General features: G+C 67.9%; 12 protein-coding genes. 6 read left to right on the plus strand and 6 right to left on the minus strand.

The genetic code is table 11. The features are described 5' to 3' along the window. Positions 1–4 precede the first annotated feature (4 nt). On the minus strand, positions 5–2,719 hold the full coding sequence (locus ACGFIF_RS20795; protein ID WP_393156461.1) for a UxaA family hydrolase: 2,715 nt from the start codon (positions 2,717–2,719) through the stop codon (positions 5–7). Positions 2,720–2,880: 161 nt separating this feature from the next. Here ACGFIF_RS20795 and ACGFIF_RS20800 point away from each other — a divergent pair, with 161 nt between their 5' ends. The 3 genes from ACGFIF_RS20800 (at position 2,881) to ACGFIF_RS20810 (ending at position 5,029) form a co-directional block, all read left to right on the plus strand. After that, complete coding sequence (locus tag ACGFIF_RS20800) at positions 2,881–3,561, plus strand: GntR family transcriptional regulator (RefSeq protein WP_393156463.1); 681 nt, start codon at positions 2,881–2,883, stop codon at positions 3,559–3,561. A gap of 37 nt (positions 3,562–3,598) precedes the next feature. Then, positions 3,599–4,246: a DAPG hydrolase family protein gene (locus ACGFIF_RS20805; RefSeq protein ID WP_393156464.1), complete on the plus strand. Its 648-nt coding sequence runs from the start codon at positions 3,599–3,601 to the stop codon at positions 4,244–4,246. Between the two features lie 408 nt (positions 4,247–4,654). Next, positions 4,655–5,029 carry an alpha-isopropylmalate synthase regulatory domain-containing protein gene (locus ACGFIF_RS20810; protein ID WP_393156465.1) on the plus strand — a complete coding sequence of 125 codons (375 nt, stop codon included), beginning with the start codon at positions 4,655–4,657 and terminating at the stop codon, positions 5,027–5,029. A 210-nt stretch (positions 5,030–5,239) separates the two neighbouring features. On the opposite strand, the gene ACGFIF_RS20815 is transcribed toward ACGFIF_RS20810, so the two are convergent. Continuing rightward, positions 5,240–5,962: a VOC family protein gene (locus ACGFIF_RS20815; RefSeq protein ID WP_393156466.1), complete on the minus strand. Its 723-nt coding sequence runs from the start codon at positions 5,960–5,962 to the stop codon at positions 5,240–5,242. Between the two features lie 96 nt (positions 5,963–6,058). Between ACGFIF_RS20815 and ACGFIF_RS20820 the strand changes: the two genes are divergently transcribed. Beyond that, entirely contained in the window at positions 6,059–6,757 is a 699-nt protein-coding gene (locus tag ACGFIF_RS20820) for a class I SAM-dependent methyltransferase (RefSeq protein ID WP_393156468.1), read from the plus strand. Positions 6,758–7,562: 805 nt separating this feature from the next. Further along, on the plus strand, positions 7,563–8,126 hold the full coding sequence (locus ACGFIF_RS20825) for a dihydrofolate reductase family protein (protein WP_132196421.1): 564 nt from the start codon (positions 7,563–7,565) through the stop codon (positions 8,124–8,126). Between the two features lie 381 nt (positions 8,127–8,507). Here ACGFIF_RS20825 and ACGFIF_RS20830 read toward each other — a convergent pair whose 3' ends face one another. Continuing rightward, positions 8,508–9,386 carry a M48 family metalloprotease gene (locus ACGFIF_RS20830; protein WP_393156470.1) on the minus strand — a complete coding sequence of 293 codons (879 nt, stop codon included), beginning with the start codon at positions 9,384–9,386 and terminating at the stop codon, positions 8,508–8,510. 96 nt (positions 9,387–9,482) lie between these two features. On the opposite strand from ACGFIF_RS20830, the gene ACGFIF_RS20835 reads away from it, so the two are divergent. Continuing rightward, positions 9,483–9,827: a VOC family protein gene (locus ACGFIF_RS20835; RefSeq protein WP_393156471.1), complete on the plus strand. Its 345-nt coding sequence runs from the start codon at positions 9,483–9,485 to the stop codon at positions 9,825–9,827. Positions 9,828–10,141: 314 nt separating this feature from the next. Here the strand turns inward: ACGFIF_RS20835 and ACGFIF_RS20840 are convergent, their stop codons facing one another. From ACGFIF_RS20840 to ACGFIF_RS20850, 3 genes are all read right to left on the minus strand, one after another. After that, complete coding sequence (locus tag ACGFIF_RS20840; RefSeq protein WP_393156473.1) at positions 10,142–11,338, minus strand: Gfo/Idh/MocA family protein; 1,197 nt, start codon at positions 11,336–11,338, stop codon at positions 10,142–10,144. Between the two features lie 210 nt (positions 11,339–11,548). Further along, entirely contained in the window at positions 11,549–12,445 is an 897-nt protein-coding gene (locus tag ACGFIF_RS20845; RefSeq protein WP_393156475.1) for an RNA polymerase sigma-70 factor, read from the minus strand. 14 nt (positions 12,446–12,459) lie between these two features. Next, the gene (locus ACGFIF_RS20850) at positions 12,460–13,659 is read right to left on the minus strand and encodes an NAD(P)/FAD-dependent oxidoreductase (RefSeq protein ID WP_393156477.1); all 1,200 of its coding nucleotides are present in this window, start codon (positions 13,657–13,659) and stop codon (positions 12,460–12,462) included. Positions 13,660–13,724: the final 65 nt, after the last annotated feature.

Below are 13,724 nucleotides of genomic sequence, written 5' to 3' on the forward strand. Positions count from 1 at the left end.
CCTTTCACATCGAAGTACCGAGCAAGCCCCGGGTGATCTGGAATCCGACGTTGCCGGAAGCAACCGCTTTGGGAACCATCCGCCGGCTCGCTACTGCCGCGATCGTGTCCAGCCCGGCCCGGGCCTGGTCCGCCGCGTCGCCGGTGGCCACCGCATCGAGGTCGTCGCCGTACTTCGCGACCGTCTCCGGGTCGTTGCTGAACTCGACGACCGGGACGAACCGCTGCGCGGACAAGGTGCCGCCGGCAACATGCGCGAGGATCTGCTGGACCCCGCCGGCCCCGAACCCGGTCGCGGTCTCCATCCAGTCGGTGCCGGGCATCCGCATCACGTGCCAGCCCGGCTCGGCGAACCGCTGCCCGTGCGCGATGGTTGACTCCACCTGGGCTGCCGATCCGAACGCGGCCGTGCGGAAGACGTCGTGTGCGAGCAAGGCACCGCGCGAGGACAGTACGACGGAACCGCCCGAGCCCACGATCTCCCGGCCGACCAGGGCCAGTGCCTCGGCCGACTCGTCGGACAGCGGCCCACGGGCCTCGAGTCCGATGGTGAGGTCACCGAGCGTCCCGTCGTACTCGACCGGTGCCGAGAGGTCGAAGCTGTTGAACCAGTCCTTGACCCTGGTGCCGACCGCCTCGAGCCCGCCGTCGGCCTGGATGCTGGCCCAGCCGAACCGGGACGGATCCGCGCCGGCCTCGACCAGGCGGGACCGGAAGTAGTCGTTGTGGGTCTTCTCGCAGCCGTGCTCGAGGAGCAGCGCCATCCGCGTGTTCGGATGCAGCAGGTAGCCGAGCATGGTGCGTGCGAACGTCTCCTCGGAGGCGCCGCCGCTGCTGCCGCAGCCCTCGGTGTGCGGCAGCGCGACCATCCGCGTGACCGCGTCGCCGGCCCATCTCTCCAGCTCCGCCTGGGCTGCGAGCCGCAGCGCGATCTGTCCCGAACACAGGCTGGTCGGCAGGATCAGGCCGACCGACTCGGGCACCAGCCGGTCGTCGACCTTCAACAGTCGTACGGCGGTGCGCGCGTTCGTACCGAGGCCCGTGAGCGGGAGTCCGTCGAGCGGGGCGTCGCGGTCCTCGGCGGGGAGGTCGGTGAGTTTGCGGCTCATCCGGCCGTCGGTGGTGATCGAGATGCCCTCGCGCGGTCCGCTCTGCCGCCAGTTCCGCCAGATCGACACCTGGCTGTGGCCGGCCCGCTCCCCCGCACTCGGCTCGCCCGACGCGACGCGGACGGTGAGGTCGAAGGTCTCCGCGGTCAGCTCGGCCATCGGCGTACCGGTGAGGTACTGCCCCGCGTCCACGTCCATCTCGGCGTGCAGACGCTCGTACCTGGTCGAGGTCGTGACGAACTTCAGCGTCGGGACGAACGGGAAGTTGGTGATCGAGCCGTTCCCGGTGGTGAAGAAGATCAGGTTGCAGCCACTGCCGATCTGGCCGGCCACGGACTCGAGGTCGTTGCCGGGGCTGTCCATGAAGATGTAGCCGTTGCCCGGCAGCGGTTCGCCGTAGTCGATCACGTGGTCGAGCCGGACCTCACGCGGCAGTTTGCGGGCGGCGCCGATCGACTTCAGCACGATGTTGTAGAGACCGCGGTACACGTTGCCGCCGGACGGGTTGCCCTCGGCGGTGTGCCCGTGCCAGCCGACCCGCTCCTTGAACGACCGGACGGTCGCCAGGAAGCGCTTCGCCGTTGCCAGGTCACGGACGTTCTTCAGCACGTAGCCCTCGGCACCGATCAGCTCGTCGGTTTCCGCGAGTACGGCGGCGCCACCGTGCTTGATCACCTCGGCACCGACCAGACCGGCGAGTGGGTTGGCCGAGATCCCGGAGAACGCGTCGGATCCGCCGCACTGCAAGGCGATCTTCAGATCGGAGAGCGGGACCTCCATCCGCTGCTGAGCATCCACGACCGGCAGCCAGGGCTCGATCAACGCACCAGCCGCGGTCAGGTCATGCTCGAAGCCGGCCTGGCGGGTGAAGTACGCGTGCGGCACCTTGATCGACGGGTAGCCGTGCTCCGCCATGAAGTCCTTGATCGCCTGGCCGGACACGACATCGTCCTCGGTGTCGACGATCAGGACGGCGCCGACGTTCGGGTTCAGGGTGAAACCGGCCAGGGTGGCGAGCAGGAAGTGCAGGCTGTTCGGGACCTCGTCCTCGCCGCCCTCGGTGTGAGCCACCGGTACGACGCCGTCCCCGGCGGACGCGCCGTCGAAGCGCCGGGCGAGCTCGGTGACGAACCCGCTGCTGCGCGAGCTGGTCGCCATGATCACCACGTGGTTGCGGGTGCCGGCCGCGCCCTGCTCGCGCGGGTAGCCGAGGAACGTGCCGGGCTGCTCGACACTCGTCACCTGGGCGCCGAAGTTCAGCGCGGACTCGTCCAGCTGGTACGGGTCGAGCGGCTCGTTGGTGGCCGACGGCTCGGCCGGGAGGCCTTCGACCCCGCGCGCGGTGACCGCGGCGAGGCTGGTCGGCGTACACACGTAGTCGCCGACCTCGAGGTCACGGGAGGCGCGGGCGAACGGGGTGTTCCACGACGTGATCGCCTCGCCGGTACGGACCGGCCGGATGATGAATCGATGGCCTTCGAGGATCGTGTGCGGCAGCGTCACCACGGTCCCGTCGAGGTCGATCGGCGTACCGGCGTCGAGCCGGCGGGAACAGATCGCCGCGTTGTCCTCGGGTTCGGGTAGTACGCCGACCTCGTCGAACCTCAGCATGTGTCGCCTCTCTGGATCAACACCACGTGCGATCGCCTCGTCACCGGTTGTGTGACTCTCTGGCTCTCGGACCTCAAATCATGCATGATGCATGATTACAGTGCCACCCTGCCGAAGACGACCGGCCGGGTCAAGGCCGCGACCAGGATCCGGAGAGGGCGATGACGGAGATCGTGGAGCCGCACAATCGACGGCTGCTCCGGCGGCAGATGCTCGCCGACGACGTGTACGAGGCGATCAAGACGATGCTGATGGACCACGTCATCCGGCCCGGTGCGCGGATCTCGATCGACGGGCTGGCGCGCGAGTTCCAGGTGTCGTCGACCCCGGTCCGCGAGGCCCTGGCGCGGCTGGAGTCGGAGGGCCTGGCGCTCAAGGAGCCGCTGAAGGGGTACCGCGCGACACCGCTGCTCTCACTGGAAGAGTTCGACGACCTGTACCGCTTCCGCCGCCTGCTCGAGCCGTGGGCGGCCCGCCGGGCGGCCGAACTGATCGACGACGACGGCCGGGCCCGGCTGAAGGCCGAGTTGGCGACCGCGGTCGAGCCGACCTCGGAGGACTACGCCGGCTACAAGTCGCTGACGGTGCACGACAGCCGGTTCCACCTGCTGATCGCGTCGCTCTCCGGCAGCGAGCAGGTCCGGCTCGCGTTCGAACGGACCCACTGCCACCTGCACATCTTCCGGCTCCACTACGACCGCGACATCGGCCCCGAGGTCCTCACCGAACACCGCACCCTGGTCGACGCGATCAGCTCAGGCGACCCCGCCGCCGCCGAAGCCGCGATGAACCAGCACATCGACAACTCGATGTCGCTGCGCTTGCGCAAGATCTACGAGTAGTCCGTTTCGGACTTCCTCTCGCGGGCACGCGCAGAGGATGAAGGCACCGCACCTGCCGGCGCCGCGCCCGGTTCTCTGGCCGCTTCGTCCGCTCGACTCTGCCGCGGTCTGGACCGCCTCCAACGACGGACGGACCGTGGTCACCATCCGCCACGCGCTGCTCTCCGACGTCACACCGGAGATGCTCTCGTGGTGGTACGGCCACGTCTCCGGAACCATGAAGTACGCCGGTGAGATCCGGCCCCGCTACCTGGTCTGGCATCCGTTGGACCACATCGCGTACGACGTGACCAGCCCGGCAACCGACGGCGCCGTCGGACCAGGTGCCCGCCTCCACATCACCGAAGCACCCGGCCGCGACCTCGATCAGTTGATCGATATCAAGGTCGGCGTGGAGCAGGTCGACAGCCAGGCGGCGATCATCTCGTCCCGCATCCTGGGTACGTCGCTCGTCCGGTTGGAGAACGAGTTCACCGCAGCCCGCGGGGGGACCCGGTACGTGACCCGGATGACCATCGGCGACAGGACCGCGGCCGGCCGACTCGGTCTGAACCACCTCGCCCACACGCGCGCGTTTCCACCGGCCAAGCTCGCCGCCTGGATCCGCCACCACATCGAGGAGATCGGCAACCTAGAGAACTTCCTCCCCGACCTCTTCCGCTACCGCTCCGATCACGAACCGTGAGTGTCTTGCCCACGCGGGCTTTCGCGGTCCCCCTGGGATGTCTGCGTCGCGGCCGCTACGCGCGCCCCCACCCGCCCCCGGGCTAGCGCCGGTGCACTTCTTTGCCGGCTGCCGCCGGCGGTTTGCGGGCTGCCGCCCGCGGGGTGAGTGCGTGCTGTGGTGGGTGGGACGGACTGTGAGGGTGGGGATTGTGAGGAGTCGACGCCACCTGGACAGGCCGCCTGAAAGCGGAAGGTCGGCGGTTAGCGACCGCCCCTGACCGCCCCTCTTGAGCGTGAATCGGGGCTATTCGGCCCGACCGCCAGTCCCTCCGACTCCCGCTCGGAGACCATCCGTAGTTGCGCCAGGCGCAATATGCTTTCGAGGAAAGTACCGACCCTGGCTTTGCTGGACATCAAGGGGGATCGCATGACGGAGCCATCCACCAGCTGGCAGCTCGACGCCATCACGTACTCCGGGGGCACGCAGGACGGGCCGCGCGCCAACGTGAAGCTCTCCCGGGCTGGGGAACAGATGCACGCCGAGGGTTCTGGCACCGGGCTCATCGACGCGGTGTGCTATTCGATCTCGCAGGCGACGGGCGTGGAGGCGCGGGTAGTCGCGTTCCGGGCCTATTCGGTCGGCCCGGGCAGCGAGGCTGTCGGAGAGGTCGAGCTCGAGGTAGAACTGCCGGGCCGCAGGGTTGCGGTCCGGGCGTCGTCCACGGATGTCGTGGAGGCCGCCGGGCTTGCCCTCGTCGCGGCCCTCAACCAGTACAACGCGAAGCGGCCGGCACGAGGCTGAGTCCAGTGAGATGACCGTGGCCGATGAGCACGAGCGCCACCGGCCACGGGTTCCATCGCGCGCTGCGGCGGGTGGGTCCCAGGACTGGGTCGATCGGGACCGGCGGAATGCGGCAGATCCGGGCGTGCCGGATTACTTGTTGGCATGTCGGCTAGGGTGCGTCGCAAATCCGGGCTCGTGGCCGTAGTGGGCGGATGAAGAGGGTTGGGTTCAGCCTGGGGCGAGGAGGCAGAACTCGTTGCCTTCCGGGTCGGCGAGGACCGTCCACGGGACATCTAGGTCGATGGCGGTGGCGCCGAGAGTCCGCAGTCTGGCCGCCTCTGCCTCTGGGTCGTCACCTGGGTATGGGCGGAGGTCGAGATGGACTCGGTTCCACACGGTCTTCACGTCGGGTGTGCGGAGGAACTGCAGATATGGGCCGACGCCCTTCGCGGAGCGCAGTACCGCGTTGTGGTCGGTCACCTTGTGCAGGGTCCAGTCCATGGCCTTGCCCCAGAAGCGGGCCATGGCTCGCGGATCCGCGCAGTCGACCACTACCGTGGCGATCGGTCCGGTGTCTCGGTAGAGCGAGTCCAACACGCAGAACTCGTTGCCCTCTGGGTCGGCCATGACCGTCCAAGGGACGTCGCCCTGGCCTACGTCGGCGAGTGTTGCGCCGAGATCCTTCAGGCGAGTGACCAGCTCCGCCTGATGGGCCGCTGAGGTAGTGGCGAGGTCCACGTGCACGCGGTTCTTCACCGTCTTGGGTTCCGGGGAGGCGATGAGGTCGACGCAGACGGCGACGGGGTCGGGGTAGACGAAGCCCTCGGGTTCGAGGTTGGTCACGCCGGGTCCCTCGCTGGAGACTGTCCAGCCGAGCGCCTCCGCCCAGAAGTTGCCCAGCGCGGAGTCGTCCCGAGCCTTCATGTTGATTTGAACAAGCCGCGTTGCCATGCCGATGATGCTAACGGCAGGCTGGCACGTCACTGATCTCGGCAGTTCCACGCGCTCGGTAAAAGCTGGACATGCCCTCATGGAGACGAGTTCACGGTGACAGCAACCGACTACGACAATTTCGCGAACGCCTACTCGGCGGAGAACGAGTCGAACCTCTTCAACGCGTATTACGAGCGGCCGGCGATGCTTGGCCTCGCCGGTGAGGTCTCAGGCCGTCGGATCCTTGACGCGGGGTGCGGTTCCGGGCCGTTGTCGGCAGCGATGCGCGCCCGGGGCGCCACGGTCACCGGTATCGACGCGAGTGCAGCGATGATCGATCTGGCCCGCCAGAGGCTGGGTGAAGACGCCGACTTGCACGTGGCGGATCTCGCTGCGCCATTGCCGTTCGCTGACGCCGAGTTCGATGACGTCGTCGCATCCCTCGTCCTGCACTACCTGGAGGACTGGACCGGCCCACTCTCGGAGTTGCGTCGGGTGCTGAAGCCAGGCGGTCGCCTGATGGTCTCGGTGAACCACCCCAGCGCCTACGCGATCGTGTATCCCGAGGCCGACTACTTCGCGGTGACCAAGTACTCCGAGGACTACACGTTCGGCGGAGAGGTGACGTGGCTGACCTTCTGGCACCGACCACTGCACGCCATGACGGATGCCTTTACTGCCGCAGGGTTCCGGATCGCTACCGTCAGCGAGCCACCTCCGGCGCCGGACACTCCTCCGGAGATGCTTCCCCCCGGCTTGGACGAAGGCAAGTCGTTCATGTGCTTCCTCTTCTTCGTCCTCGAGGCCGTCTGAGACCGAACTCCGGCCGGACCCAGGGGGTCAGGTGAGATCACTTGGTCGTAGGCCGAGTAGCCCGCTCATCTGCATGTGCGCGGCTCGACCGGTTCCACCCCTTGAGTGACCGTCCGAGCCCATCGGCACGCATCGGCTGGGGCATGCGGAGGGCACGACCCTTCTGATCCGTAGGAGCGAGCAACAGACGGTTAGCTCCTGGGCGCAGGGTGAAGCATGGGCTCCGAGGTTGTCCCGATGGCGGTTCGTGTGGACCTGTTGGGGTCAGACTGGGGTCAGCCGGCAAGCTGCCGCATAACCGGCTTGGAAACATTGAGCGAGGACCAGAAGCCGGCCCGCGCGAGCACGATCGGTGGTCTGTCTCGGCCCGCCGAGTAACCGCCGTTGACCTCATCTAATTGCACGTTATTTGCACGGCATCTACCGGGCTGAGCAGTCTGTTCGCGTGTGGAGTGGGTGCGCTGCTTGCTGTGCGCGGGCGGGGTTGAGATTGGGCGGGTTGCCCTGGTCGGCCGAGTGGGCGACGCTGCGCGCACCGAGCACGAATGACTACCGCCGAACTCAGATCCCACATTGATCAGTTTCCTGCGCCGAGCCGATCTAGACTCCCGAGACCGGCCCATACCCGGAGTCCAAGGAGATCATCGGCGCGGGCCCCAGCAAGTGCCACCGCCGTACAGGCGCCGACGGAGAAGCCTCGTGAGAATTTCTGCCAATGACCTGTCGGATCCGGAGTGAGGCGTTCGTAGTAGGGGTGACGGGCGGCCGGAGAAAGGCCTCCGGACTGACAGAAAGGCATGGCGCCATGCGGAAACTGATCTACGGCATGAACCTGACCCTGGACGGCTACATCGCCGCGCCCGGCGACGACATCGGCTGGGGCGGGCCGAGCGACGAGCTGTTTCAGTGGTGGCTCGACCAGGAGTTGGCGATCGGGCTGTTGATGTACGGGCGCAAGCTGTGGGAGGCGATGAGTTCCCACTGGCCGACCGGCGACCAGCAGCCCGACGCCACCCCGGCGCAGATCGAGTTCGCGCGGAACTGGCGGGACACGCCGAAGGTGGTGTTCTCCTCGACGATCGACAAGGTCGACTGGAACACCCGCCTGGTCACCGGCGACGCTGTAGCGGAGATCACCCGACTCAAGGCCGACGACGGCGAGCCGATGAGGGTCGGTGGCGCCACGCTCGCCGGGGCGGCCATGCGGGCCGGGCTGGTCGACGAGTACGAGATCGTCACCCATCCGGTGCTGGTGGGCGGCGGTACACCGTTCTTCACCGCGCTGGACAGCTGGGTGAACCTGAACCTGGTGGAGACGCGGACGTTTCCCGGCGGCGTGGTCCTGACCAGGTACGAGACGAGGCGTTGAGCGCGATTCCTGTGCTGCTTGTCTGAGGGAGTGGCAGCATGCCCCGGAGCAAGGTCGAGCTGTTCGCTGCGACACGCCAGGGCTCGCCATTCCTCGCCCTCACCCGATAGATGCCGACACCAGTCGAGACCGCGGCGGGGTCCGGGGATCAGCGGCACGATATTTTCGGCTCTCAGGATCAGGCAGCTAGCGAGTGGCCGCGCCGTCCGAGGACGGCGCCCCGCGCCGCCCGCAAGGACGTGCGCGGCGCTCGCGCCGCGCCTTGATCCTGAGAGCCAAACTCGATCCATAAGAGCCAAACTCGCAGAGAGAAAGCGTTAGTGGTTCGGCTAAACAAGGGCTGGGCCTCAAAGAAGCTGAGCGCCCTTGTCACTTGTCTGGTCAGGCGGCGGCGAGTTCGCGGGCCTTCTGGTGGAGGCGGTGGATGCGGGCCTCCATCGGGGGGTGGGTGGAGAACAGGGCCGAGACGCCGCGTCCACTCAACGGGTTCGCGATCATCAGGTGGCTCTGTGTCGCCACTCCCGACTCGGTCGGCAGCGGCATGGCCGCCGTACCGCGGCTGATCTTGGCCAGCGCGCTCGCCAGGGCCAGCGGGTCACCCGTCAGTTCGGCGCCGGCGTCGTCCGCCGCGTACTCGCGCCGGCGGCTGACCGCCAACTGGATCAGGCCGGCCGCGAACGGGGCGAGCAGCACGGTGAGCAGTGTGACCAGCGGGTTCGGGGCGTCCTCGTCGTCGGACGATCCGATCGGCAGGAAGATCGCCAGGTTGGCGAGCGCGGTGACGATCCCGGCCAGGCCGGCCGCGATGCTGGAGGTCAGGATGTCCCGGTTGTAGACGTGGGCCAGTTCGTGACCGAGTACGGCGCGCAGCTCGCGCCGGTTCAGGGTCCGCAGGATCCCTTCGGTCACCGCGACGGCCGCGTGGTCCGGGTTCCGCCCGGTGGCGAACACGTTCGGCTGGGCGACCGGGCTCACGTAGATCCGCGGCATCGGCTGACCCGCGCGCTGGGCGAGCTCGGCGACCACGGCGTACAGCTCGGGCGCCTGCTGCGGGCTGACCGGGCGGGCCGCCATCGACCGCAGGGCGAGCTTGTCAGAGTTGAAGTAGAGGTAGGCGTTGAGACCCAGCGAGAACACGGTCGCGATCAGCACACCCGTCGTACCGGCGAGGTACCCGCCGACGACGATGACGAGGGCGGTCAGCAGGGCCAGCAGGGCAGCAGTCCTGACCGCGTTACCCGCGCGCCGAAGACCGGTCATGGTTCATCACTCTCCATCGAGAAAAGCCTTTATGGAAAGCAACGTCACCGGTTCAGATGGTATTCCCGGTGGTCTGCAGGGTTCGTAGGATGCGGTATGGCGCTTGATCTCTTTGCGGAGTTGTCCGTCAGCGACTACCCGGCTGCACTGGCCTGGTACGAACAGTTGCTCGGCGGGCCACCGGTGATGTACCCGAACGACATCGAGGCGGTCTGGGAGCTGGCCGAGCACCAGTACCTCGTCGTCGAGCACCGACCGGATCACGCCGGCCACGGCCAGGTGACGATCTTCTCGGAGGACTTCGACGAGCGGATCGAGGCGATCACCGGGCGCGGGGTCGAGCCTGCTCTGCGGGAGACCTACGAGAACGGCGTCCGCAAGGTCGTGTACCGCGACCTGGACGGTAACGAGATCGGCTTCGGCGGAGGTCCGGCGGAGTAGGTCCGGACGCTTCGGCTGGGGTTGTCGCTAGACGTCTGGCACAGAGGGTTCGCGCGGGTGGGCTCAGATCAGCACCCGTCGGTTCGCGTGGGCTCGCAGCACACTCCCGCCCCCGCAGTCCGTCTCACTCACCACAGCACGCACTCCCCCGGGGCGACAGCCCGCACTCACCCGCGGGCGCCAGCCCGCAAATCGCCGGCGGCAGCCGGCGAAGAAATGCATCGGCGCTAAGCCGGGGGTGGGAGCGCGCGTAGCGGGCGCGACGCAGGAGCGACCGCGAAAGCACGCGTGGGGCTCCACCCACCCCCGTCGACTCAGGCGGGAGCGTCCCCGTGGTCCGGGATCTCCAGCTGCACGCCACCCTGCAGCGCGGACTGGTGCGCGTAGATACCCGGGAGGGTGTACCGGGCAGCGACCCACGCGTTGACCGGCGGGAGGGTCTTGTCGGCGACCGCGCGGACGAAGTCGTCGGCGAGGAAGTGGTGCGAACCCTCGTGCCCGTTGTGCATTCCGGCGAACTCGGCGGGGAGCCGGCTGCGGTCGTGCACCGGGGAGAGCCCGGAGCGGAACGCGTCCCGCAGGGCCGGGTCGACCTTCGCGAGGTCGGCGTCGTCGAGAGAGCTGCTGGGCTTGGTCTCCATCAGCTGGCTGATGTCCTCCACGCCTTCCTTGGTCTGCCAGACCGTGGTCGTGGCCAGCTGCTCGAAGCTGCCCTCGGTCCCGAACACGCGCAGCCGGGACTCACGGATGTGCGACGGGTAGCCGACGCGGCGCATCTCGTTCGTCCGCATCACGCCGCCGTCGGCGAGCTTGAACAGCGCGGTCGCGTTGCTGAAGTCGTTGTCGAACTGGCTGATCTCCTTGTCGAAGACGCCGTCGCCGCGGTCGTCCGTCACGCCGATGCAGGACACGTGCGTGGCGTGCTGGCCGGTCACCGAGAGAACGTTGCCGACGGCATGCGTCGGGTACAGCATGGGCGGGAACGAGGCGGTCTTCTTCCAGTCGTCGCCGCCGCTGTACTGGTACGCCGCGTAGAACCCGAGATCCATGTCGTGGACGTAGTCGCCCTCGGCGTAGAAGACACGGCCGAACTCGCCGTTCGCCAGCTTCTGCCGGCAGTACACCGACGACGGGTAGTAGTGGCTGGTCTCGCCCATCATGTAGGTCAGGCCGGTCTCCTTGACCAGCTCGATGATCCGGGCGATCTGGTCCGCCTCGATCGCCATCGGGACGGTCGAGTAGACGTGCTTGCCGGCCTCCAGCGCGCGGATCGCCATCTCACCGTGCAGCCAGCGCTGGGTGAAGATCGCGACCGCGTCCACGTCGGACGCGAGCATCTCCTCGAACGACTGGTACGTGAGGGTGATCCCCTGCTTGGCCGCCATCTCCGCGGTCCGTTCCGGTACGACGTCCGTCAGCCGCACGTCGGACACGTCCGGGTGAGCGGACCACAACCGCAGGAAGGACGGGGCGAACTGACCCGCGCCGACTACACCGATGCTGATTCCCATGGAGCTAGGCAATCACACATTTATGTTCCATGGAAGAACAAATTCAGACGTTGGAACGTGTGACCCGGCCCACTGCGGGAGACGAAGGGGAGGTGAGGTCACACGGTGGAGTGCTTGAGCCAGAGCACAGGCCGGCGCACCATCTGAGCGATCGCGGCAGGCCGAGAGGCTGTGCTGCGGCGGGCCGGCGGGCTCACGGACTGTTTCGGCTCAGTGCAGGGTGAGCGACGTTTCGCTCTCGAGGCGGGACAGCTTCTCCGGGTTGCGGACGTAGTAGATGCCGGTGACGTGGTTGTCCTCGATCCGGAGCGCGACAACGCCGTCGAGCTCTCCGTCGAAGCTGAACAGCAGCGCCGGGCTTCCGTTGATCACCGTCGGTTCGGTGGTGAGCGTGCCGCCGATCTTCTGCATGCTGCCGACGAACATGCGGATCACCTTCTCCACGCCGAAAATCGGCTGCAGCGCGGTGAGTTTGAGTCCGCCGCCGTCGCTGACCGCGACCACGTCGGGCGCGAGCACGTCCATCAGGGCCTGCAGATCGCTGGCCTCGACCGCGCGCTGGAAGGCCTCCAGCACCGCCCGCCCTTCGCTCCGGGAGACCACCTGGCGGGGGCGGCGGGCATCGACGTGCTGCCGGGCGCGGTGCGCGATCTGGCGCACCGCAGCCGGACTCTTGTCGACGGCCGCCGCGATCTCGTCATAGCCGACCTCGAACGCCTCGCGCAGCACGAAGACGGCGCGCTCGGTCGGCGAGAGCGTCTCGAGGACGAGCATCATCGCCATCGACACACTCTCGGCCAGCTCGAGGTCCTCGGCCGCGTCCGGTGCGGTGAGCAGGGGCTCGGGCAGCCAGGGACCGACATACGCCTCCTTGCGCCGCTGCAGGGTGCGCAGGCGGTTGAGCGACTGGCGGGTGGTGATCCGGATCAGGTAGGCGCGCTGGTCGCGCACCTGGTCCAGATCGACCTTGACCCACCGCAACCAGGTCTCCTGCAGCACGTCCTCAGCGTCGGCCGCCGATCCGAGGATCTCGTAGGCGACGGTGAAGAGCAGGTTCCGGTGGGCAACGAAGGCCTCGGTCGCCGGGTCCGCGGGCTGGTCGCTCATCTCGCCGATCCTCGTCAGGACGACCGGCCGGCGTCCGCCGGCGCCTTGCCGGCCTTGGCCAACACCTGCTGGCGGCGCCGATCTTTGAACCAGAGATCGAGTTGGCCGGGGTGGCGCGCCTCCTGCTTCATCTGCCAGACGGTGCTCCAGCAGACACCCTCCTTGAGCATCGCCATGGATCGGCCGCCCTCGTAGTACACCCTCGACACGGTGTCGTCCTTCCGGGCGACCTGGACGACTCCGGCGCGACGTCCCAGGCTGATGCACTCGCCGAAGAACCCGACGCTGAAGTTCTTCGGCTGCTTGCCGGCGATCCGGCTCAGCACGGTCTCGCCGGCCTGGGGGCCCAGCTGCATCGCGGACTGGCAACTCATCCGCACCGGCAGGTTCGATGGCGCCACCGAGTCCCCGGTCGCGATGATGCGTGCGTCGTCGACGCTCGTGAGCGTTTCGTCGGTGAGCAGCCGGCCCAGGGCATCTGTGGTCAGCCCGCTCCGGGCGGCCAGGTCCGGTACGCCGAATCCGGCGGTCCAGATGGTCACGTCGCTGCGGAACTCGCGGCCGTCGGCGAGCTGGACCGCATCACCTGTCACGCTCGTCACCGTCGCGCCGGGGCCTTCGATCACGGTCACTCCGAGCTTGGCGAACCGCTTGGCCACCGCGCGCCGAGCCCGCGGATGCAGGTAGGGCCCGAGGACGTCTCCGCACACCAGCGTCACCTTCCGGCCCTGCTCCGCCAGTTCGGAGGCGGTCTCGAGGCCGGTCGGCCCGGCTCCCACCACTGTCAGCGCGGCCGACGCGTCCGCGGCGTCGATGACCGGCTGCAGCCGTTGAGCTTGTTCCAAGGTGGAGATCCGGTAGGCGTGCTCCGCCGCGCCGGGCACGTCGGGGACGGAGCTGCCGCTGCCGACGGCGTAGATCAGGTAGTCGTAGTCGAGGCTGCCACCGCTCGCCAAGGTCACGCGACGCCCGGCCGCGTCGATCCGGGTCACGGTGTCGACCACCAGCTCGACGCCGCCGGCCAGAATCTTCTGGTAGTCCACCACCGCGTCGTCCGACCCGGTGACGAGCTGGTGCAGGCGGATCCGCTCGACAAAGTCCGGACGAGGGTTGATCAGGGTCACGTGCACGCCGTCCCGCCGGGTCAGGCGGTTGGCCGCCATCACGCCGGCGTATCCGCCGCCGACCACGATGACATCGGTGTTCTCAGTCATGGCTACTCCTTCGGTCCAAGGTGCAGCCTTAAAGACACCGGCCATTCGGCGGTTGTGACAGCTCT

Origin of the sequence: Kribbella sp. NPDC049174, assembly GCF_043197365.1 — a bacterium.
In the GTDB taxonomy this organism is placed as follows: domain Bacteria; phylum Actinomycetota; class Actinomycetes; order Propionibacteriales; family Kribbellaceae; genus Kribbella.

Coding starts and splice junctions, on each gene's coding strand:
- ACGFIF_RS20795 (WP_393156461.1), bottom strand. CDS start 2,719: ATGCTGAGGTTCGACGAGGTCGGCGTACTACCCGAACCCGAGGACAAC.
- ACGFIF_RS20800 (WP_393156463.1), top strand. CDS start 2,881: ATGACGGAGATCGTGGAGCCGCACAATCGACGGCTGCTCCGGCGGCAG.
- ACGFIF_RS20805 (WP_393156464.1), top strand. CDS start 3,599: ATGAAGGCACCGCACCTGCCGGCGCCGCGCCCGGTTCTCTGGCCGCTT.
- ACGFIF_RS20810 (WP_393156465.1), top strand. CDS start 4,655: ATGACGGAGCCATCCACCAGCTGGCAGCTCGACGCCATCACGTACTCC.
- ACGFIF_RS20815 (WP_393156466.1), bottom strand. CDS start 5,962: ATGGCAACGCGGCTTGTTCAAATCAACATGAAGGCTCGGGACGACTCC.
- ACGFIF_RS20825 (WP_132196421.1), top strand. CDS start 7,563: ATGCGGAAACTGATCTACGGCATGAACCTGACCCTGGACGGCTACATC.
- ACGFIF_RS20830 (WP_393156470.1), bottom strand. CDS start 9,386: ATGACCGGTCTTCGGCGCGCGGGTAACGCGGTCAGGACTGCTGCCCTG.
- ACGFIF_RS20835 (WP_393156471.1), top strand. CDS start 9,483: ATGGCGCTTGATCTCTTTGCGGAGTTGTCCGTCAGCGACTACCCGGCT.
- ACGFIF_RS20840 (WP_393156473.1), bottom strand. CDS start 11,338: ATGGGAATCAGCATCGGTGTAGTCGGCGCGGGTCAGTTCGCCCCGTCC.
- ACGFIF_RS20845 (WP_393156475.1), bottom strand. CDS start 12,445: ATGAGCGACCAGCCCGCGGACCCGGCGACCGAGGCCTTCGTTGCCCAC.
- ACGFIF_RS20850 (WP_393156477.1), bottom strand. CDS start 13,659: ATGACTGAGAACACCGATGTCATCGTGGTCGGCGGCGGATACGCCGGC.